Source organism: Daejeonella sp., assembly GCF_030695525.1.
Taxonomy (GTDB): Bacteria; Bacteroidota; Bacteroidia; order Sphingobacteriales; family Sphingobacteriaceae; genus Daejeonella.
The window spans coordinates 177038-198895 of record NZ_JAUYSS010000032.1; the positions used below are offsets into that span (position 1 = coordinate 177038).

The following is a 21858-nucleotide window of genomic DNA, read 5'->3' on the forward strand; positions in this document are numbered from 1 at the left end:
AAAGTTACTTTTGGAATTCCGGTGAAAGGTGAAATTACTATTACGAAAAGATGGCACGTGCTCGATTAAACAGCGGAAACGCTCAGGCTGAAGAACTCCCCAAGGCAAAAATTAATAAAGAAAGTATTAAACAGGTAATGAGATTATTAAGTTATCTCAAACCCTATCGTACGAAATTTTTTCTGGGTTTAGCATGCCTGATACTTTCAAGTGCCAGTTCATTTTTGTTTCCACTTTTAATGGGAAGATTGATTGGGACTGGTGCCCAGGCAGAACAAGGTGGAAAGATAGTTCCAAATGAGATTCTGGATATTTTCCCCTCTGATATTAACACCGTGGCCCTTACTCTATTGGCGGTATTATTTATTCAGGCTATCTTTTCATATTTCAGGATCAATTGGTTTGTTGAAGTAGCAGAAAAAGGTCTTGCTGATATTCGCCGGGATACCTATCATAAACTCATCACGCTACCCATGAATTTTTTCTCCCAAAGGCGTGTGGGAGAGTTAAACAGTCGCCTGTCTGCTGATCTTTCCCAGATACAGGATGCTATAACAACCACTTTAGCTGAGATGATCAGACAAATCATCATTTTTATTGGCGGAATTACATTCCTGATTCTGGTTTCAGGCAAATTGACTCTTATGCTTTTGGCGGTACTTCCTATTCTGGTAGTTATTGCAGTTACCTTTGGGAAGTTTATTAGAAAAATTTCCAGGCAGGCACAGGATAAACTGGCTGAATCAAATACTATTGTTGAAGAAACCCTTCAGGGCATTTCTAATGTTAAGGCTTTTGTAAACGAGTCTTTTGAGGTTGGAAGATATAATAAGAGTGTTCGGGAAGTTGTAAAGATCGCCATGCGCGGGGCAAAATTCCGTGGTATTTTTGCTTCGTTTATAGTTTTTTGTCTGTTTGGAACAATTGTTTCTGTGGTATGGTATGGTTCACATCTGGTTCAAACCGGTGAAATCAGTATCGCAAGTATGTTCACGTTTATCTTGCTTTCCACATTTGTTGGAGCAGCTATGGGCAGCTTCCCTGAATTGTATGCTACGATGCAAAAGGCCTTTGGGGCAAGTGAGCGTGTTTTGGAAATACTTGCTGAAGAGAATGAACCTATTTCAATGAATGATGAAAACAATGCTATTCATCAAAGAATATCCGGAAATCTTGATTTTCAGAATGTTGTGTTTTCCTATCCGTCGAGAAAAGAGATTACCGTATTAAATGGCGTATCTTTTGAAGCCAGAAAAGGCGAAAAAGTAGCAATCATTGGACCAAGCGGTGCAGGAAAATCTACTATTGCAGGGTTAATCCTGCGCTTTTATGAAACTCAATCGGGCTCATTACTGTTTGATGGTATTCCATCGACTGAATTTTCACTGACTGATATTCGAAATCAGGTAGCTATTGTGCCTCAGGATGTCTTATTATTTGGAGGTACAATACGTGAAAATATTGCTTATGGAAGATTAAATGCCAATGAAGAAGATATTCTTATGGCAGCAAGTCGGGCAAATGCCCATGAGTTTATCAGCGGCTTTCCTGAAGGATATGATACGCTGGTTGGTGAACGGGGAGTGAAACTTTCCGGAGGACAACGTCAGAGAATTGCGATAGCCCGGGCGCTTTTGAAAGATCCTGCTTTACTGATCCTGGATGAAGCTACTTCATCACTGGATTCAGAATCAGAACGGCTGGTGCAGGAAGCATTGGAGGAGTTAATGAAGAACCGTACTTCCATAATAATTGCACATCGGCTTTCAACTATACGTGAAGCTGATAAGATTATTGTACTGGAAAAAGGCAAAGTTGTGGAAAGCGGAAATCATGCTGAGTTGATGAAAAATGAAGGTGGATTATACCGTTATCTGAGTCAGTTACAACTCGAAATTCAGGAACCAGAAGAAAAAAATATCATTTAAGCTGCTGAATTTTATAAAGTACCAGCGTTTTAGACATTTATGAAATTAACTATTTGGGGTGCTGCCCGACAGGTAACCGGAAGTATGCACCTTCTTCAAACCGATAACTATAATATTCTGGTAGATTGCGGATTAGATTATGAACGGGATACCTGGATTGAAGAGAATGAAGCTTTCCCGTTTTCCCCGGCAGATATTGACCTGGTCATCCTCACTCATGCACATATTGATCATTCCGGGAATCTTCCAACCCTGGTACGTTTTGGATTTGAGGGACAGATATTATGTACTCCGGCTACTGCTGACCTTACAGAACTGCTATTATTGGATTCGGTCAATATTTTCCTCAGTAAGCAGCGAAAAAAGCGCAGAGGTAAACGTGGATTTTCAGATGGCCCAAAACCATTGTATCTTCAGAAGCATGTAATGGAAACCGTTGATCGCTTTGTGACTATCGGATTTAATAAATCCTTTAAAATTAATGGACAAGTCAGCCTCACTTTCATTCCGGTCGGCCACCTTTTAGGGGCTGCTGCCGCAGTGTTAAGTATTGAAGAGCACGGGATTACAAAAAAAATTGGCTTTAGTGGTGATATCGGCAGGAAAAATTATCCGGTTTTACAGGATCCGGAACCACTCCCGGATGTGGATTATCTTATCTGTGAATCTACATATGGCGGGCGTAATCATAAATCCAGCCAAAGTGTCGATGAACTTTTAACTGAGACAGTTAATGAAGCCTGTATCAAATCACCGGGCAGGTTGATTATACCTGCTTTCAGCATTGGCAGAACCCAGGCTTTGGTATATTCCCTCAACAGGATATTTAGTAAGGGGCTTCTTCCTAGAATAAAGGTATTTGTAGACAGTCCACTAGCCGGTTATGCCACTGACGTATTCAGAAAACATCATGCATTACTTAATGAGGAGGCTCAGGACTTTTATAATAAACTCGGCGATGAGTTTGAATTTGAAAACCTTGAATATATTCAGGATATGAATGCCAGCAAGGCAATATCAAACTATTATGAACCCTGTATTATTATTTCTTCTGCAGGTATGCTTGAAGGAGGCCGTATTCAGGATCATTTATATTATAATATTTCTAATTACTACTGTACCATTCTCTTTATTGGATATTGTGCAAAAGGTACATTAGGTCATCGACTTCTTCGTGGTGACCCGGTTATTAATTTAAGGCACCGCGAATTGTCGGTATTTGCAACGATAAAACAAACGGATATTTTCAGTGGACATGGAGACCAAAGTGATCTGGTCAATTTCGTAAAACAGCAAAATCCAAAGCAAATAAAAAAGGTATTTCTCGTTCATGGAGAAATCAACTCAATGGAAGCTTTGCAAGTTGCCTTATGTGAAGAAAATTATGCAGTAGAGATCGCTGAAAAAGGTAAAACCTATCAGCTTGATTAAGAACCTAGTTGATATGATGTATCAATAGTCCTACATCAAATTTAGGTTCAAACCAGGTTGATTTAGGCGGCATTACCTCTCCTTCCTCTGCAACCCGAATCAGCTGATCAATGCTTGTTGGATACAATATAAAAGCAAGTGCAAATGTATTCTGATCAACTTTACTAATCAAATCATTAATTGGTAATGGCCCAGCCATAAAATCAATGGAAGGATCTGTACGTGGATCTGAGATATTTAGTATCCTTAAAAATATGTACTCCTGAAGTATGCTGACATCAAGTTCTTCAACCGGGCTTTCACTTCTTAAAAATTCAGGTTTCAATCGGATCAGATACCACTTTTTTGCCAGGTATACTCCGAACTCATGTCTGTTTTCAGGAACAACCACTTTTTCAGAAGCTGTGATATTGAAATACAATTCCAGTTTCTTAAGGAAATCGGGTACAGAAAGACCCTTTAAATCTTTTATCAAGCGGTTAAATCCATAGATTCTTAATTGATCTGTACTCATATAGACCGATGTAAAGAAATTATAATCTTCCTCTCCCCTATGCTTTAAATTTAATTTGCGACGCTGTATACCATATAATGAGGCTGCAGCAGCTCTATGATGTCCATCAGCAATATATGTCGCGGGAAGGTCTGCAAATGCAAATACAATCGAATCAATAACATCTTTCTGATTAATAATCCACAGGTTATGTTCAGAATTTCCTTTTGAATAACTTATATCCGGTTTACTCTGGACAGTATCAGCTAAAATACGCTCAATCTGTGGAACTGCCCTGTAGGTAATTAAGACCGGATTTGCATCTATTCCGGTTTGTTGCAAATAGTTGATAAGCGCTTGTTCCCTGTCGGCCCTGGTTAGTTCATGTTTTTTAACTTCATTATTCAGATAATCATCTATTGAGGTAGTAGTCCAGATACCGGTTTGAGAATAGCCTTCATGATTGATCTGATAGATATAAATTGAGGGTTCCGGATCTTTTACAAGAATACCATTATCAATAAAATCTTCAAAATTCTCGTTAATTTTTTTATAGGCTAATTCATTTTTAGAACCCAATAAAAAATGGTTATCCAGCTTTGGAACAAGCATATTCACATAGGAATATGGATTTTTCTGCCGGATAAGCTTAGCATCACTAAGGCTTAAATTCTCCATATTGAGTACAACCTTCCCGGCAAAGTTTTTACCAGGATGTATTCCCCTGAAAGGTTTGATTTTTGGCATTTAATTTATATTAACAGCTGTATCAAACCTGTAAAATAGACTTATTTGACTGATTTAAAAAAGTCAATAATAAGGTTGGCCAGTTCGGTTCCAATCCGCTCCTGGGCCTCGTTGGTAGAAGCCCCGATATGTGGCGTTAAAGACACTTTTGGATGGGTCAAAAGATCCTGACGAGGACTTGGTTCGTTGTCAAATACATCTAAACCGGCAAATGCCAATTTTCCTGAATTTAAGGCCTGTATCAGGGCATCTTCATCAATTGTTCCGCCACGTGAACAATTGACTACACCTACCCCATTTTTCATTGATTCAAACTCTTTCTGGCCTAAAATAGGTTTTTCAGAGAATGGCACATGTAGGCTGATAAAGTCTGATTCTTTAATTAATTGCTCTACCGATACAACCTTTATTGGACAATTTACACGAATATCAGTTCCAATAATTACTTCTAATTCATTAGGAATTTCAAAAAGATCATAGGCAAGAACTTCCATTCCCAGGCCTAGTGCAACTTTGGCAGTTTCACGTCCAATCCGGCCGAATCCTATGATTCCAATTTTTTTACCTCTAAGTTCTATGCCTTTAGCATAGGCTTTTTTTAGATCGTTGAATTTAGTATTTCCTTCAACTGGCATTTTACGGTTTGAATCCTGAAGAAAACGGATACCAGTAAATAAATGTGCAAAAACAAGCTCAGCAACTGAAAGGGAAGATGCTGCAGGGGTATTTACAACAGCAAGTCCTTTACTTCTTGCATAATCAACATCAATATTGTCCATACCAACTCCACCCCGGCCAATCAGTTTAATATTAGGACAAGCATCAATCAACTCCTTTCTAACTTTTGTAGCACTTCGAACAGTGATGCCATCATAATTTTTTAGGCCTTCAGAAAGCTGATCCTGTGGAATATGAGTGGTATCTACCTGAAATCCCGCTTTCTCTAATAATTCTTTACCTATTGGGTCAATGCCATCGTTGGCGAGTATACGAAACATAAAATTTAAATTTTAATTTGCAAATGTTTATTAATGAAAAATGAAAGTAAACTGCCCATCAGGATACAAATTATTGCGTTATCGATGTTTTTCAGCAAAATCCTGCATAGCATCAATTAATACATGAACGCTGGTTATCGGCAAACCATTATAAATCGATGCACGGAAACCACCAACACTTCTATGCCCTTTAATGCCAATGATGTCGCGATCTTCTGCAAACTTCAGGAAAGGCTTTTCAAGTTCAGGGTTTTCCATTACGAAGCAGATATTCATTCTTGAACGGTCTTCCACTCTGCAAGTTCCTTTAAATAATGGATTACGGTCAATTTCTTTATAAAGTGCTTCTGATTTAGAAATATTTTCCTTTTCAATTTCAGCAACTCCTCCTTTAGATTTTAACCATCTAAGATTTAACATCGAAACATATATCGCAAACACCGGTGGGGTATTGTACATTGATTCGCCATCAATCTGGACTTTGTAATCAAGCATCGATGGAATTTTACGGTCAACCTTGCCCAAAATATCATTCTTAACAATTGCTACTGTAACACCTGCAGGACCCATATTTTTCTGTGCACCGGCATAGATCAAATCGAACTCTGACACATTGATCACCCGGCTTAATATATCGGAAGACATATCACAAACCACAGGAACATTTGTTTTTGGAACTTCAAATAATTCAGTACCATAAATGGTGTTATTTGAGGTGAAATGGAAATAGGCCGAATCCTTTGGAATTACGATGTCTTTAGGTATGTAAGTATAATTCTGGTCTTTTGATGATGCCACAACATTTACATTTCCGAAAATCTTTGCTTCCTTCAATGCTTTTGAAGCCCATACTCCTGTATCAAGGTAGGCAGCTGTCTGACCCTCACCAAGTAAGTTCATCGGAACCATTGAAAATTGTAAACTGGCCCCACCCTGTAATAATATAACAGAATAACCTTCTGGTACATTTAAAAGTTCCTTAATTAAACGGACGGTTTCTTCTACAACAGCCTCAAACTCCGGGGTACGGTGTGATATCTCTAAAATTGATAAACCGGTACCATTAAATTCCAGAACTGCCTGTGAGGCTTGTTTAAAAACTTCCTGAGGCAGGATGCAAGGACCTGCACCAAAATTGTATATCATAATTTTTAAATTTATTGCCCAAAAATAAGACAATAATTTGAGACACGGGAGGATTTTAAACCCTTATTGACATTGAAATTTATACTTTATCTGCTTTTGAGTTTAGCAATAACCCTGAAATTGAGTTTTCTGAATGTCAGATAATTTGGCACAGCATATTGATTGGCATTTTTGTCGTTTAACCAAAGATAGGAGGCTGTGTTTTTAAAATTTAAAAGATTGAATAGTTCAGCATGAAGGCTGAGGGATTGAAAATACTTTTTTACAAAGACTGAAGCTTTCCTGCTCAAAGGATCAGCCAGATCTTTTGAAAAACCGATGTCCACCCGCTTATAATCGGGAATTTTAAATAAGTCTGTAAATCTATCTGGTCCAGGAGGGCCTGTAGGAAGTGAAGAAGAATAAATCAAATTAAGGTGTACTTTGTAAGTTGGATTCTGCATTAGTCTGTCCTGAAACATCATTCCAATATTAAATAACTGGTCTGAAGGACGTTTTAAATAGCCCGGGTAGATGGTCATCTGATTCCCGGTATTGTCGGTGGTCTGATAAGAGTCATTCTTAATGTCCTCTTTAGTCTGCATAATTGAAAATCTGAAAGTTGATAAAAGGTCACCTGCAAAATTCCCGCTCAGACTTAAGTCAGCACCAGTTGCATAACCTTTAGCGTTGCTTTCAGAAAGGTAACGGATATTGAGATCCTCAATCTTATAAGGTGTAATCCGGCTTAACATTTTATAATATAGTTCAGTGCTGAACTTTAATCTTGTACCCAAACCATTAAATTCATAATCAGTCCCTGTGATGATATGATATGAGCGTTGGGCACGGGCATCAGGGTTAAGGCTGCCATCGTATCTTTTTATCTCCCTGTAAAATGGCGACTGTGCGTATGCCCCAATTGAAAACCTGATATGAAAATTATCGGTATACCCTGGTGAATAAATTAAGGAAACACGCGGACTGATCAGATTTTCATTTGAATAAGAATTGTAATTAGCCCTGATACCTGCTGCCATAGTCAGGTTAGACCTAAAATTGAATGTATTTTGAATAAATCCGCTTATCCTGCCAATCTCCTGAATATGCTGATGGTTAATTATTTCCGAAAAATTCCAGTTGCCGGAAGTTCTTAATGAATAACCAGTTGTATCTACTCCGTTAAATTCCTCAATTTTATCCTTTATTCTATCAGCCTGAAACCGGATTCCCATTTCAATGAATGATTTCCTTACCTGTTTGTACATTCTGAATTCGGTATTCAGGATCATTGTATTCAAAAAGTTATCTCTGTAAGTGTGATTCGAGCCCAATCCCAGAAATGAACCGGTATTTCCAGGGTCTAATCCTCCATTTTTTTCATTGAATGCGTACCAGCCAAGGAGATCTACCTTTTCTTGTTCGTTGATACTTGAAAATGAACTAATCCATTTAAAATTTAAAGAATTTGATGCATTATAGGCCAGAGTTATTGCAGCCATAAGAGATTTATACTCACTGTTTTCCTTTCCGTCGTAATTTACATTCAGCCTTAAGACTTCATCGGATGTTCCGAACTCAGTTAAACGACGGTTAGGGCTGATGTTCAGATCTCCCTTATTATAATTTCCAAAAACCGATAAATTTAATTTTGAACCTAAGTCATGCCTGAACAAAAACTGATAATCAGAAAAACCTGAAATGTAATCCCCATCAAGGTTTTGTGTTCCAAGCAGACTCTGGTTTTTTTTATTTCTAACTCCTGCAAGGATATAACTATTCTTGAATGGAACTTTTAGGGCTGCTGAACTGGAAAGAAATCCAATTTGAGCATCAAGCGATAATGAATCAGGTTTACTATACCTCACATCAAGAATTGAGGCCATTTTATCCCCATATCTGGCTTCAAAACCACCAGCCGAAAATCTTGTACTGCTTGCAAGATTGGGATTGATAAACCCCAGTCCCTCCTGCTGACCGGTATAAATTTGCATAGGCCGGTAAATTTCTATATCATTTAAATAGATTAGATTTTCATCGAAATTTCCTCCCCTTACTGAATACTGAGAACTTAATTCATTATTTCCTGAAACTCCGGGCATACTTTTTATAAAATTCTCAAAACTACCAGAAGTTTGTGGATAAACATTGAAGGCTGCAGCATCAATGGTTTTCAAATTGCTTGTATTAAACCTTTCAGTTATGTAAACTTCATCAAGTGCTTGTATGTCAGATATTAGTATAATATTTTGAATATTTTCAGTGTCGGCAATTAATCCCAGAACTAATTGCTGATTTTTGTAGCCCAGACGACTGAATAAAAGCCTTGTGCTGAGAGGAACATTTTCCAGCTTATACTCGCCTTCCCTATTAGATTGTGTGATTAATCGGGTATTTAGAACCTGCACAGTAACACCACTTAATAATTCTCCCTTTTCAGACGTGATCAAACCTTTAATACTGCCATATTCCTGAGCCCAAAGTGAATCAGAAATTAAGAATAGAATAAGAATCGGAAATATTGAAATTGAAAGAGAAGATTTCCCCCTCCTATTCGGCTTGATAGTGAAGAATTTAGCTGATGATAGATTTTCCTGCTTCACATTAACATGATAGTCATGAACCTATTAATTCTGGATTAAGATTTTTAAGAGCGGAGATCTCTGAAATTGGATCCGTAGCAGAAAATACAGCATTACCTGCAACCAGCACATCGGCTCCCGCATGAATTAATTTCAGGGCATTCTGATTAGATACACCACCATCTATTTCAATTAATAAGGTATCATTTCTGCCTGAAGCCATCGAGCGGAGAGTACGTATTTTTTTATAAGTATTTTCAATGAACTTTTGTCCGCCAAAACCGGGATTGACCGACATCAGACAAATCAGGTCAATATCCTCTAGAATATCCTCAAGTAATGTTACCGGTGTATGTGGATTTACTGCAACTCCAGCCCTGCAGCCAAGATCTTTTATTGCATGAAGGGTTCTATGCAGATGTGTACAGGCTTCGATATGAACAGTAATATTTTCTGCACCCGCTTTTTTAAAATCCAGCAGATAACGATCCGGATCAACAATCATCAGATGTACATCCAGGGGTTTACTGGCATGCTTTTGAATAGCTTTCAATACCGGAAATCCGAATGAAATATTTGGAACAAATACACCATCCATTATATCAATATGAAACCAATCAGCCTGACTGCGGTTAATCATTTCTATATCAGTTTGCAGGTTTGCAAAATCAGCAGATAAAACGGAAGGGGCTATAAGGTGTTTCATATTACAAAATTACAAATTGTATTACAATATTCAGTTTTAATGGCAGCTATATGATTATTGTTTGGAGCCTTCTTCCTCAATGATTTTCTTAATTCTTTCAAGTTCTATCAGGTCAAGTTGATCCTTAGGTCTATTAGCTGCTTTTTTTGTTATAATCAGTGCATTTAAATGCAGAAATGGTATTTCGACCCCATAGATGGTCGCAATAGATGCAGATATTAGCAATGAGTCAAAGTTTGAATTATCCAGGCCCTTAACTGAAGTCATTATATCAAGCCTAAGCCCATTATCAAGGTGAAAGTATGTCCATCCAGGAATGAACTGCATATCCGGTAATGTTTTAAAGTCCCCCATTCCATACTCACGGAACACATCCTTTAATATAACTTTATTCTGTTGTGTATCTTTAATCCACAGGTTAATATCTTCTGTAGTTCGCTGATAGCCATGGAGGTTCGTAGCAACACCCCCTATCATGATATATTGTAGATTTAGCTGATTAGCAATTTTCCAAAAACGAAGCAATTCTTCGTCGAACACATCCATAATAAATTAATGGGAAGGTTTATGCTTTATCTGAGCTTGTCTGAACATGATATTCATTTTCATAAGTTTGGTCATAGTATGAAATCGCTCTGTATAGGATCGTTTCAAAGCTGTTTTTAGTAAATCCAGTTCAGCTTTTTCATAATCAGGTGAAGGTTCCTCCATGATATGTTTTTCTTGCTTTTTCATAATCTGATAAATGCAATTTAATAAATCAGGCTTAAAATACAAAACCTGTCTATGCCGAAGCAAGACAGGTTTTTAAAGAATTAAATTCTATAAATTATTCAGCTGCAGGTTTTGAATCCTCAGGACGCGGAGGTCTTGGCAATAAAGTTTTACGTGAAAGTTTTAATTTACCCTGCTTATCTACTTCAAGAAGCTTAACCTGAACGATATCACCCACATTCAGCACTCCATCCATTGTTTCATAACGTTTCCAGTCAATCTCTGAAATATGCAACAGACCATCTTTACCAGGCATAATCTCAACAAATGCACCAAAAGGCATAATTGTTTTTACTTTACCTTCATAGATCTCGCCAACTTCTGGTTTTGAAGCGATTGCTTTGATACGGCTAACAGCTTTGTCGATTGCTTCTTTATTATCAGCAAAGATCTGAATGATACCTAAGTTATCTTTCTCTTCGATAGCGATAGTAGCACCTGTTTCACGTTGCATTTCCTGAATGATCTTACCACCAGGGCCAATGATTGCACCAATGAATTCTTTATCAATTTTCAGGGTAACAATACGTGGAGCATGTGGTTTATAATCCTCACGTGGAGCAGCCATGGTCTTTTTCATCTCATTTAAGATATGAAGACGGGCTTCATTGGCCTGTTTTAAAGCAGCAGTCAATACTTCCCACTTTAAACCATGAATTTTTAAGTCCATCTGACAAGCAACAATACCTTTTTCAGTACCGGTTACTTTAAAGTCCATATCGCCCAAATGATCTTCATCACCGAGAATATCAGTCAAAATTGCGTACTTGCCTGTTTTTTCATCAGAGATCAATCCCATAGCAATACCTGAAACCGGTGATTTGATCTTAATACCGGCATCCATCAGCGCAAGTGTACCTGCACAAACCGTAGCCATAGAAGATGAACCATTTGATTCCAAAATATCTGAAACTATACGGATCGTGTAAGGATTATCGTCACCAGGCAATACCTTTTTTAAGGAACGCATGGCCAGATTTCCGTGTCCGATCTCACGACGGCCGGTTCCACGGTTAGGGCGAGCCTCACCAGTAGAGAAAGCCGGAAAATTATAGTGTAATAAGAATTTTTGGTAACCGTTGAAGAATGCACCATCAATTAATTGCTCATCAGACTTAGCACCCAGAGTTACTGTTGTTAGCGATTGTGTTTCACCACGGGTAAAAATAGAAGAACCATGGGCAGTTGGCAAATAACCAACTTCTGACCAAATCGGGCGTACAGTGCGTGAATCCCGCCCATCTAAACGAATCCCTTCATCTAAGACCAGGTTACGGATTGCATCATATTGCACATCATGGAAGTATTTTTTTGCCAGTGAAATAGTAATTTCTTCAACTCCCTCACCTAAATCAAGGATAAACCCATTAATTACTTCAGTAAATTTATCGCTGCGATCATGCTTAGAAGATTTTGATTTGGCAATAGCATATACTTTATCGTAGGTTGCTGCAAAAACCTTTTCCTTCAAATCAAGGTCATGGATTTCATGGCTGTAAACACGCTTTTCGGTTTTTCCAACCAGAATAGCAAGTTCTTTTTGAGCCTGAACCTGAATAATAATTGCTTTGTGCGCAAACTCGATTGCTTCTACCATTTCTTCTTCAGAAATTTCATCACCTTCACCTTCAACCATCACGATATCATGCTCTGTACCGGCAACTAAAAGATCAATAGTTGCACGTTCAAGGTCACTCAGATAAGGATTGATAACCAGTTTACCATCAATTCTAGCAACACGGACTTCAGAGATAGGACCATTAAAAGGAATATCTGAAACAGCAATTGCTGCAGATGCTGCAAGACCTGCAAGGCAATCAGGCATAATATTTTTGTCGGCAGAGATCAATGAGATCATCACCTGTACGTCAGCATGATAATCTTCAGGGAACATCGGACGTAAAGCACGATCTACCAGACGTGAAATAAGTACTTCATAATCGGATAATCTGGCTTCACGACGTAAAAATCCACCCGGGATACGTCCTGTAGAAGCATATTTCTCCTGATAATCTACTGATAATGGTAAAAAATCAGTTCCAGGCTTAGCACCAACAGTAGATACTACGGTAGCTAAAAGCATGGTATCACCCATTCTTACAACAACAGATCCATCAGCTTGTTTGGCTAGTTTTCCGGTTTCGATTTCGATCATACGGCCATCGCCCAGATCGAAGGTTTTTTTAATTGCGTTATAACTCATTTGATTTAATGGCGATGTACTTTTCCTCTTTTGAGCACATCTTCTTTTATTTTGATTTTATTTTTTGAAAGAAAAAAAGCCATCCTACAAATAAGAGGATGGCTTCGCATGATTTTGCTAAGTTTATTTTATAATATCCCTTAACTCTAATGCTTTGATAATTGCACGATACCTGTTGATATCTTTTTTGTAAAGATATGCAAGTATTGCACGGCGCTTACCTACTAATTTCTGAAGGGATAGTTGTGTAGAAAAATCCTTCTTATTTTGTTTCAAATGCCCCGTTAAATGAGCAATCCGAGCGGTAAATAATGCTACCTGACCCTCTGCAGAACCGGTGTCTGTTGCACCTTTTCCGTGTTTGGCAAAAATGTCTGCCTTGTACTCTGTACTTAAATACATTACCTGAATAATATTAAAGTGGTTTATAATTATTTTAATTGCTTGCAAAGATAGGGTAATGAAAGGTTAATTGCAAATATGAATTAGTTTGTTAGTTGTTAGTAGTTGGTTTGTTAGTAAATTCTACTAAATTGGAAATAATGTAGTTATAGCGACAATTTTCTATCGCCTTGACATCTATAAATTGTGTTAGTGTCTAAATTTTAACTAATATCTCTTATTTTCAATGAATCATAAAATCACTAACAAACCAGCAACTAACAAACCAATTACCAACTTCTAACAATCAAATCATTTCCTTTTCTCACATAATTGCCCGAATTTCGCAACATGGAATCAAAGCCAAAATACAGCAGTTTTATATCTCAGTTCAAAGTCAGGCCTGATGATATTGATATGTTTAATCATGTTCATAACAGCACCTATTTTGATTATGTGTTGGCAGCCAGGTATGAACAAATGGAAACTTGTTATAAAATGCCTATGGAAGACTTCCTAAAGATGGGTTTGGGATGGGTTGTCAGGTCAGCATTTGTGGATTATAAAAGAGCACTTGGCCTTGGTGACACATTTACAGTACAAACAGGAATAGAAACAATCAACTCAAAAGGTTGCAGGGTAAAATTTGAGATCAAAATTACTAAAACCGGAAAAGTTGCTTGCGACGGCTGGTTTGACTATGTTATGATCAATATTGCTGACGGCAAAAGTGTAAAAGTATCCGAAGAAATGATTCTGACTTATTCTATCTAGCCTTTGCCTGCAAGAGCCATTTCTATCAGTTCACCATAGAATTCAGTAATATCAAGTCCGGCAGCCTTTACCTGCTGCGGAATAAAACTCTGCTCGGTTTGTCCCGGAATTGTATTGATTTCAATAAAATAAAAATCGGAACTCAAATCCTGAAGGAAGTAATCTATACGAACCATACCCCTGCAGTTCAGTTTATGATATATATCAGAAACGATCCGTTCTACCCTTTCCTTTTCTTCTTCTGACATTCTACCGGGAGTTATTTCTTCTGTAGCACCAGGTGTATATTTTGCTTCGAAATCAAAAAAATCATTGGAAGGAATCACCTCAGTACTTGGTAATACACGAATTCCCTGATGTCCATTGTATACTCCAATTGAAAATTCCCTGCCTTGTATAAATTCCTCTACCAATACCTGACTATCTTCATTAAAAGCTTTAACAAGTGCATCAGCTAATTCATCAGAGGTTTTAACCTTACTCATTCCAATACTGCTTCCACCATTATTCGGTTTTATAAATAAGGGTAGTACAAGCAAATCAAGGAGATGCTGGCCAGCAGCGGATGAGTCATCAAATAACTGGACCGACTTTGCAATATGCAGGTCTTTAATGCCATCAACAATGGCCTTAGAATAAGCTTTATTCATTGTTAAGGCAGATGTCAGCGCATCGCAGCTGGTGTAAGGGATATTCATCAAGTCAAAATATGCCTGAAGCTTACCGTCTTCGCCCGGAGAACCATGAAGCATAATAAAAGCGAGATCAAAAACAATTTTTGTTCCGCCAATCGTAATGGAAAAATTATTTTTATCTACAACATGCTTTGCAGAGCCGCTATCGGAATAATACCATTCATCCTTTAAAATCACTATTTTAAAGACATCATATTTGTTTCTGTCAATCTTGCTTTCAACGAAATTTGCGCTCTTAAAAGAAACTACTGATTCACCAGTAAATCCACCTGTAACCAGGGCAATTGTTTTTTTCATTAGTGTATTTTTTTTTCCTGCATGTGCGGGATTAATATGCTATCATTCCTGCCTTAATTACTGGTAAGCCCGCCTTCGGCAGCTAGGCTCATGCAGGTTTCTTATTAGTGATATTGTCAGGTCAGAAACACGAAACATTTTGAATCATATTTCCTGGAATAAGCGTTCTTATTCAAACAAAATTTTAATCTGCTCAAATCAAAATCATGAAATTTCCTGGTTTCAAAGATAAATTTTAAAACAATGGAATAATAGTCATGCTAAAAATTATCTTCGTTAATGCCGAACTAATAATTATTTTTGAGGATAATTGCAATTAACCAATCTGAGAAATCTGAAGAATGAATAAATATATGTCTCTTTTTCAGGCATCTACCCGATAATTACACTATAAGCAGATCATAATGAGCAAATTTATTGACTATTTACGTACAAAAACATTTCGGAAAAACCTCATTATAGCAACAGGATCCATTTTAATCTTCCTAATAGTCATCTTTTATAGCCTGGGATTTTATACACATCATGGTGAAGGCATGCCGGTTCCAAAACTAAAGGGTTTAACGATTGAAAAAGCGGTAGAATTACTGGAAGATAAGGGTTTAAGATATCAGATAAATGATTCAATTTTCCTGATCGATCAGCAACCTGGTATGGTTGTGGAACAAGATCCTGACCCAAATACTAATGTTAAAACAAACCGCACTATTTATCTGATCATTACCAGAGACGCACCTAATATTAAATTCCCTGACATCCTGGGAAGAACATTTCTTGAAGTTCGGTCCATTCTTAATAATTATCAGTTAAAAGTTGGCGATACTACCTACAGATCAGATGTAGCGAAAGATGTACTTTTAGAAGCAATTTTTGGAGGTAATACAATTACAAAAGGACAGTCCATTCCTAAAGGCTCCAGTATAAACCTCATTTTAGGCGATGGCTTGGGTGCCAGCGAAGTGGATATACCAAATTTACTTGGTTTAGACCTCAGTGAAGCCAAAATGGCTATCATGGGATCATCCCTGACCTTAGGTAATGTTAGCTTTGAAGGTACATCAGATACTGTAAATTCCAGGGTTATCAAACAATTTCCTGCCATTAGCGATACGCTAAGTAAGGTTAGTATTGGAACACCCATTGATGTAGTTTTGGGTGGAGGAATTTAAGAAAACAGATATTAGTCCGTTTGAGTTCATAAAGCGAAATATTGAGCCACTACCTTTTATGATCATTGATGTAAGGGAAGAGCTTGAATTTCAAACATTTAACTTTGGAGGTCATAATATTCCTCTGGGTATTCTTTTAAAAATGCCCGGTGATTTGGACGAGTGGAAAAATAAGGAAGTCATTGTAATTTGCCAACATGGCTTACGTAGTGAAACTGCCAGGAGGTTTTTGCATAGGAATGGATTCAATAATGTCAGAAATCTGTTCGGTGGGATTATGGCCCTGAGAAAATTAAATTATTGAAAATAAGAATAGGTTTTAGAATGGTAGCAAAAAAATCAAATAAGATAAGTTTTAAAGCAAAGGTTTTCTTTGCGATGCTTGCACTGCTGGTGCTTGTACTTGCAGGCACCAGCATTAATTACTACCTCAAGTATTTTAAGCCAAATGTAACAGGGAATAAAGAATATCTTTTTATACCTACGGGTTCTGATTTTAAAGACGTCTATTCAATTATCAGCTCAGAAAACATGGTGAAAGACACACTTTCTTTTCTGAATGCAGCTCAAAACATGGACTATCCGGTCAAAGTTAGGGCAGGAAGGTACCGCCTGACAAAAGATATGAGTAACCGCTCTCTGATCAATATGCTTAAAGCCGGTAACCAGGAGCCGGTAAAAATTTCCTTTCAAAATGTCAGATTAAAATACACCCTTGCAGGAATGATATCTAAAAAGATTGAAACCGATTCTGCATCGATTTCAAAGCTTTTGGATTCAACCGCATTCGTTCAGAAATATGGCTTTAATACCGATAATGTGTATACCATGTTCATTCCAAATTCATATGAAATTTACTGGAATTCGACCGCAGAAAAGTTCTTTATCAGGATGCATGCTGAGTATTTGAAATTCTGGAATGCCGATCGCAAAGCTAAAGCAGCCGCAATTGATCTTAGCCAGTCGGAAGTAAGTATCCTTGCATCTATAGTTGATTCTGAAGCTTTGAATGATTCAGAAATGCCTCGTATCGCAGGTTTGTATATGAACAGGCTACAAAAGGGCATGCGCCTCGAAGCCGATCCTACAGTCATATATGCGGCGAATGATTTCACTATCCGCAGGGTACTGAATAAGCATTTGAGGATCAACTCACCATACAATACGTATTTAAATAGAGGACTACCTCCCGGACCGATTACAATGCCGAGCATAAATGCAATCGATGCAGTTTTAAATTTCGAAAAGCATGATTATATCTATATGTGTGCCAAGGAAGATTTTTCAGGATATCATAATTATGCAACAAATTTAATGGAGCACCTTAGAAATGCAAGGAAATTTCAAGAGGCTTTAAATGAGCGAAATATTAAGAAATAATGTTTAGCCATATCACAAAAATTCGTGTAAGATATGCTGACACAGATCAGATGGGATACATGTATTATGGTAATTATGCCGAATTTTATGAAGTGGGTCGTGTAGAAATGCTTAGAAGTTTAGGTTTAACCTATAAATCAATGGAAGAATCGGGTATAATCATGCCGGTTACTGAATTAAAATGCAGGTATATCAAACCGGCATTATATGATGAGGAGATTACTGTAAAGGTTATCATAGATAAAATGCCCTCTCTCCGTATTCATTTCAGGTATGAACTATATGATGAAAGTGACGATTTAATCAATATGGGTGAGACTACCCTCGTTTTTATAGACAAGGAAAAGAAAAAACCCTGTTTACCATCTAAGGAATTTTTTGAGAAACTCAGTGTATATTTTGATTAAGCATAAAAAATGATCTGGCTGCACCACATTCTATTGAGATTCAAACCCTATTTTATATTGGTTGAGCGGACTAAAACCATTATCCTGCCCGGATTTAGTCCCCTGCCCCTATATACTGTAGCTTCATTTTTCTTTCAGGAGATAGGAAAAGATGAACTCATCAATAAAGCATCTTCACTTGCTTACAGTTTTATGCTGGCAATATTTCCTGCTATCATCTTCCTTTTTACCCTGATTCCCTACGTTCCCATGGATAACTTCCAGGAACAGCTAATGAGTTTGATAGCCCTTGTTTTACCCATTGAGGCTTATACCGCAGTACAGTCGACCCTTTTCGATATTGTAAAAAATCAAAACTCAAAACTTCTGTCATTTGGTTTTGTATTCGCCCTAATCTTTTCAACAAACGGGGTACATAATCTGATGGAAGCATTTAATAAGTCTTCCCTGATTATAGAAACGAGGTCATGGATAAAACAAAGGCTAGTGGCACTGTATCTTACTTTACTCATTTTATTTGCCTTGGTTTTTGCTCTGGTAGTAATGACTATTGGAGAGTATATACTAAATCTGTTAAAAACAGAACTGGGTTTCCAGGATTCATTATGGCTATACATACTTAGTTTTGCTAGGTGGTCCATAATTATCCTCCTCTATTTTGTCACTATTGCACTTCTATATCGATATGGGCCAGCAAATGCAAAAAAATGGAAATTTTTTAGTGCTGGCTCCTGGATGTCTACGATTTTAGCGATCCTTACCTTCTGGGGCTTCTCATATTATATTAACAATTTTGGAAATTATAATAAATTATACGGTTCAATTGGAACGCTTTTAGTCCTGATGATCTGGCTGTATCTTAATTCCCTTATCATTCTGATTGGCTTTGAATTAAACGCCAGTATAGACCTTTCAAAACGAAGCATTAAAATAGTTCAGCCAGTTTATAACAGGTTTAAGAACCAGCCAGTTGAAGAAAAACTGGAAAAAAAAGCTAAATAAGGAGGTATTTATCACTCTTTCTTACTCACTTACTGAGAGTTATCTTTAATAATTCAAAAAAGCTGATTTTTGTTTGCAGATTAAGCACGGTTTTGTACTTTTGCCCTCGGAGAGCTGGCAGAGTGGTCGATTGCGGCAGTCTTGAAAACTGTTGAACTGTTACAGGTTCCTGGGGTTCGAATCCCTAGCTCTCCGCCAGACAAAATGCTGTCCGCCACAGGCGGACGGCATTTTTTATTTTGGAGCGACCGGAATGTATTCCGGGAAGCGCTAAAATAAAAAATGCCAGGAGCGAAAGCGACAGCATTTTGGCTATAGCCTCCCCCTCTGGGAACAGCGTAGCTAATCCCAACTCTCAAATGTATACTCCAAGGATATTTTTTGTTTTGGATCGACCGTAATGCCTCCTCCCGAATCAATTTAATCATCCCCTCCAGAAGTAATCTTCCACTCATAAACCCTTTTAACAGAAGGCATCTTCTTCAATTGCTCCACTCCTGCTCTACTCAGACCCGTTTCATTAAAATTAACAGCTTCGAGGTGTTTTAAATCAGCAATGAGCGGAATAAGTTTATCAGTAACTGGATTTTTCTCAAGTCGAAGCTTTTCAAGATTGATTAATAATGGCAAAAAATCAAGATCCTGATCAGTCAGATTATTACCTGATAAATTTAGCCAAATCACATTGTTTGCGATTGATTTAAGTCCGGGTTTGATTAAAGCAATTTGTTTGCCATTTCCTTCAGGCAAGGTAATGATCCGTCTTACCTTGCTTGAGATATTTGTGGTATCGAATAGGAAAGTAACCATACTTTAAATAGTCTACGCCAGAAAGAGGTGTGTCCCATAGCTATTCATTCCCAAATTTATCTAAGCTGTAAGGTATGCGACTGCAACTTCTTGTATCCGGTTTGCGACATTGCGTAAGCTGGCAGAATCAGAATTATTAGCAATATTCTTTTCATTAGGACAGTTAAATTATATCTAACCGCCTGTAGGTCGCTTGCCTTTACTATCTTTAACTAGGGGTATAAACTCAATTTGCAGTTGATTACTAACGATAATCTCCGGCTTGCCGTTATAGTTGATTAGCTTCCCCGTTATGGTAATTATGTTTCCATTTACATCGTCGGGCTTGCCGGGAAACAACGCATTTAATTTTGCTGGTATCATAACAACGAGCAAATGATTTGGGAAGTTACCGCCAAGGTTTAACATTGTCATCCCGTTATCTAATACTTTGACAGAGTAAACCTGATCTTGGATTAGTACTGAATCCCCAATGTGCTTCCAGGCATCTGTTGTTGCAATTTTTGTTTGGGCGAAGGATGCAATCCCAATGAGAAGTAAGAAGAGAGTTAAGGTTTGTTTCATAATCCAATATACATTTTATTTAATTCTTTGCAAATTAGAGCCTCCCATCAGAAAACTATTTATTTATCTCCAACAGTGGCAATTTTCCACTCATAAACCCTTTTAACAGAAGGCATCTTCTTCAATTGCTCCACTCCTGCTCTACTCAGACCCGTTTCATTTAAATTAACAGCTTCGAGGTGTTTTAAATCAGCAATGAGCGGAATAAGTTTATCAGTAACTGGATTTTTCTCAAGTCGAAGCTTTTCAAGATTGATTAATAATGGCAAAAAATCAAGGTCCTGATCAGTCAGATTATTACCTGATAAATTTAGCCAAACCACATTGTTTGCGATTGATTTAATTCCGGGTTTGATTAAAGCAATTTGTTTGCCATTCCCTTCAGGCAGGGTAATATCCAGCTTTAGCGGTTTATGCTGCATTACTCTGATATTCAAACCCTTGTTTCTAAGGCTATCCAGTAATTTCAGGTTAGTAAAAACCGGAATATCCGGATTAGACACAGGGTAATCAGGATCGGCCGATTCATCACTTATCCCAGTTTCACCAATTTTTAAATAGCTCGAAATGAAGGGAGTAATTAACTGGGTATTTTCCAATTCAGACATCCTTTTACCAGTAACTGCCTTGCCCTTTTCAATCCACCATTGAATGATTTCAACTTCTGATTTGGTCAAAGGTGTTTTTCCATCAGTTGGCATATAATCCTCATGTTCAGGATCCAGAGTAATCCGCTTATACAATTCACTCTCCTTTAATGAACCCGCGACAATTGCCGGACCAGTTTTCCCTCCTTTTTGCAAATCAGCCATAGATTTCATAGAGAGCTCACCTTTCATTTTACCGGCTCTGTGACATTGGGAACAGCGCTGGATTAAAATCGGATGTACAACATCTTCAAAAATCATCGCCTGTTCAACACTGGCAGGTTTAATTCTTTCCTGTTGGGTCAGCACCTCTATTGACAGGTATTCTGCACCATGGGTCAATGTACCTCCCTGATGCCCGGTATAGCTCATCAGGGCCATGGTTAAAACACATAGAGCGGTAAAGGCAGAGCGTTTAATTGATAGTAATTTTTTGAATGTTCCATCACTTATCAGAAATAATAATCCAGAAATCAATGCCAAAGCAATACCTGAAATTTTATGATCATTAAGTGCAGTGCTATCGTAATCGCCACTTAATGATAAGATATAACCAAAAATACAGGCCAATACTGCAGAAATGAAGCCCAGTAGTAATGTGAATGATACTGAAGCTTTGAGGTGTTCATATTTCTTTGAATAGGAGAACAACTCAAATACTGTAGCCAGTAAAAGGAATCCAATTGGTAAATGAACGACCAGTGGATGCAGTCTACCCGTAAAAATGGCTATATCTAATAGCATT

General features: G+C 37.6%; 21 protein-coding genes and 1 tRNA gene. 9 read left to right on the top strand and 13 right to left on the bottom strand.

What is annotated here, in order from left to right:
* Positions 1 to 50 precede the first annotated feature (50 nt).
* Positions 51 to 1928, top strand: coding sequence for an ABC transporter ATP-binding protein (locus Q8S11_RS07855; RefSeq protein WP_305661535.1), 1878 nt, complete (start codon positions 51 to 53; stop codon positions 1926 to 1928).
* Positions 1929 to 1967: 39 nt separating this feature from the next.
* Positions 1968 to 3359 carry an MBL fold metallo-hydrolase RNA specificity domain-containing protein gene (locus Q8S11_RS07860; protein ID WP_305661536.1) on the top strand — a complete coding sequence of 464 codons (1392 nt, stop codon included), beginning with the start codon at positions 1968 to 1970 and terminating at the stop codon, positions 3357 to 3359.
* Between the two features lie 4 nt (positions 3360 to 3363).
* Here the strand turns inward: Q8S11_RS07860 and Q8S11_RS07865 are convergent, their stop codons facing one another.
* From Q8S11_RS07865 to rpsO, 9 genes are all read right to left on the bottom strand, one after another.
* Positions 3364 to 4599, bottom strand: coding sequence for a DUF1015 domain-containing protein (locus tag Q8S11_RS07865; protein WP_305661537.1), 1236 nt, complete (start codon positions 4597 to 4599; stop codon positions 3364 to 3366).
* A gap of 41 nt (positions 4600 to 4640) precedes the next feature.
* Complete coding sequence (locus Q8S11_RS07870) at positions 4641 to 5597, bottom strand: D-2-hydroxyacid dehydrogenase (protein ID WP_305661538.1); 957 nt, start codon at positions 5595 to 5597, stop codon at positions 4641 to 4643.
* 78 nt (positions 5598 to 5675) lie between these two features.
* On the bottom strand, positions 5676 to 6743 hold the full coding sequence (gene serC / locus Q8S11_RS07875; protein WP_305661539.1) for a 3-phosphoserine/phosphohydroxythreonine transaminase: 1068 nt from the start codon (positions 6741 to 6743) through the stop codon (positions 5676 to 5678).
* Positions 6744 to 6829: 86 nt separating this feature from the next.
* Complete coding sequence (locus tag Q8S11_RS07880; protein WP_305661540.1) at positions 6830 to 9325, bottom strand: TonB-dependent receptor; 2496 nt, start codon at positions 9323 to 9325, stop codon at positions 6830 to 6832.
* A 13-nt stretch (positions 9326 to 9338) separates the two neighbouring features.
* Positions 9339 to 10010, bottom strand: a complete 672-nt coding sequence (gene rpe, locus Q8S11_RS07885) for a ribulose-phosphate 3-epimerase (RefSeq protein ID WP_305661541.1) — start codon at positions 10008 to 10010, stop codon at positions 9339 to 9341.
* Between the two features lie 54 nt (positions 10011 to 10064).
* Complete coding sequence (locus tag Q8S11_RS07890; RefSeq protein ID WP_305661542.1) at positions 10065 to 10556, bottom strand: nucleotidyltransferase; 492 nt, start codon at positions 10554 to 10556, stop codon at positions 10065 to 10067.
* Positions 10557 to 10562: 6 nt separating this feature from the next.
* The gene (locus tag Q8S11_RS07895) at positions 10563 to 10745 is read right to left on the bottom strand and encodes a hypothetical protein (protein WP_305661543.1); all 183 of its coding nucleotides are present in this window, start codon (positions 10743 to 10745) and stop codon (positions 10563 to 10565) included.
* A gap of 94 nt (positions 10746 to 10839) precedes the next feature.
* Positions 10840 to 12987, bottom strand: a complete 2148-nt coding sequence (gene pnp / locus Q8S11_RS07900) for a polyribonucleotide nucleotidyltransferase (RefSeq protein ID WP_305661544.1) — start codon at positions 12985 to 12987, stop codon at positions 10840 to 10842.
* Positions 12988 to 13110: 123 nt separating this feature from the next.
* The gene (gene rpsO / locus Q8S11_RS07905) at positions 13111 to 13389 is read right to left on the bottom strand and encodes a 30S ribosomal protein S15 (RefSeq protein ID WP_305661545.1); all 279 of its coding nucleotides are present in this window, start codon (positions 13387 to 13389) and stop codon (positions 13111 to 13113) included.
* Positions 13390 to 13719: 330 nt separating this feature from the next.
* Here rpsO and Q8S11_RS07910 point away from each other — a divergent pair, with 330 nt between their 5' ends.
* On the top strand, positions 13720 to 14142 hold the full coding sequence (locus Q8S11_RS07910) for a thioesterase family protein (protein ID WP_305661546.1): 423 nt from the start codon (positions 13720 to 13722) through the stop codon (positions 14140 to 14142).
* Here the strand turns inward: Q8S11_RS07910 and Q8S11_RS07915 are convergent.
* On the bottom strand, positions 14139 to 15134 hold the full coding sequence (locus Q8S11_RS07915; protein ID WP_305661547.1) for a D-alanine--D-alanine ligase: 996 nt from the start codon (positions 15132 to 15134) through the stop codon (positions 14139 to 14141). The genes Q8S11_RS07910 and Q8S11_RS07915 overlap by 4 nt on opposite strands.
* Before the next feature lie 404 nt (positions 15135 to 15538).
* Between Q8S11_RS07915 and Q8S11_RS07920 the strand changes: the two genes are divergently transcribed.
* From Q8S11_RS07920 to Q8S11_RS07945, 6 genes are all read left to right on the top strand, one after another.
* Positions 15539 to 16303, top strand: a complete 765-nt coding sequence (locus Q8S11_RS07920) for a PASTA domain-containing protein (RefSeq protein WP_305661548.1) — start codon at positions 15539 to 15541, stop codon at positions 16301 to 16303.
* Positions 16290 to 16607 (top strand): rhodanese-like domain-containing protein, encoded by a 318-nt coding sequence (locus tag Q8S11_RS07925; RefSeq protein WP_305661549.1) that lies wholly within the window; start codon positions 16290 to 16292, stop codon positions 16605 to 16607. The genes Q8S11_RS07920 and Q8S11_RS07925 overlap by 14 nt, the downstream gene beginning before the upstream one ends.
* The gene (mltG, locus tag Q8S11_RS07930; protein ID WP_371135136.1) at positions 16604 to 17683 is read left to right on the top strand and encodes an endolytic transglycosylase MltG; all 1080 of its coding nucleotides are present in this window, start codon (positions 16604 to 16606) and stop codon (positions 17681 to 17683) included. Before Q8S11_RS07925 ends, mltG begins: the two co-directional genes overlap by 4 nt.
* Positions 17683 to 18090: a thioesterase family protein gene (locus Q8S11_RS07935; RefSeq protein ID WP_305661550.1), complete on the top strand. Its 408-nt coding sequence runs from the start codon at positions 17683 to 17685 to the stop codon at positions 18088 to 18090. The genes mltG and Q8S11_RS07935 overlap by 1 nt, the downstream gene beginning before the upstream one ends.
* 9 nt (positions 18091 to 18099) lie before the next feature.
* Entirely contained in the window at positions 18100 to 19092 is a 993-nt protein-coding gene (locus Q8S11_RS07940) for a YihY/virulence factor BrkB family protein (protein WP_305661551.1), read from the top strand.
* A gap of 108 nt (positions 19093 to 19200) precedes the next feature.
* A tRNA-Ser gene (locus tag Q8S11_RS07945) sits at positions 19201 to 19290 on the top strand.
* A gap of 222 nt (positions 19291 to 19512) precedes the next feature.
* Here the strand turns inward: Q8S11_RS07945 and Q8S11_RS07950 are convergent.
* From Q8S11_RS07950 to Q8S11_RS07960, 3 genes are all read right to left on the bottom strand, one after another.
* Positions 19513 to 19902 (bottom strand): hypothetical protein, encoded by a 390-nt coding sequence (locus tag Q8S11_RS07950; RefSeq protein WP_305661552.1) that lies wholly within the window; start codon positions 19900 to 19902, stop codon positions 19513 to 19515.
* A 174-nt stretch (positions 19903 to 20076) separates the two neighbouring features.
* Positions 20077 to 20466 carry a hypothetical protein gene (locus Q8S11_RS07955; protein ID WP_305661553.1) on the bottom strand — a complete coding sequence of 130 codons (390 nt, stop codon included), beginning with the start codon at positions 20464 to 20466 and terminating at the stop codon, positions 20077 to 20079.
* A 59-nt stretch (positions 20467 to 20525) separates the two neighbouring features.
* Positions 20526 to 21857, bottom strand: a complete 1332-nt coding sequence (locus Q8S11_RS07960; protein ID WP_305661554.1) for a DUF2231 domain-containing protein — start codon at positions 21855 to 21857, stop codon at positions 20526 to 20528.
* Between the last annotated feature and the right edge of the window lies 1 nt (position 21858).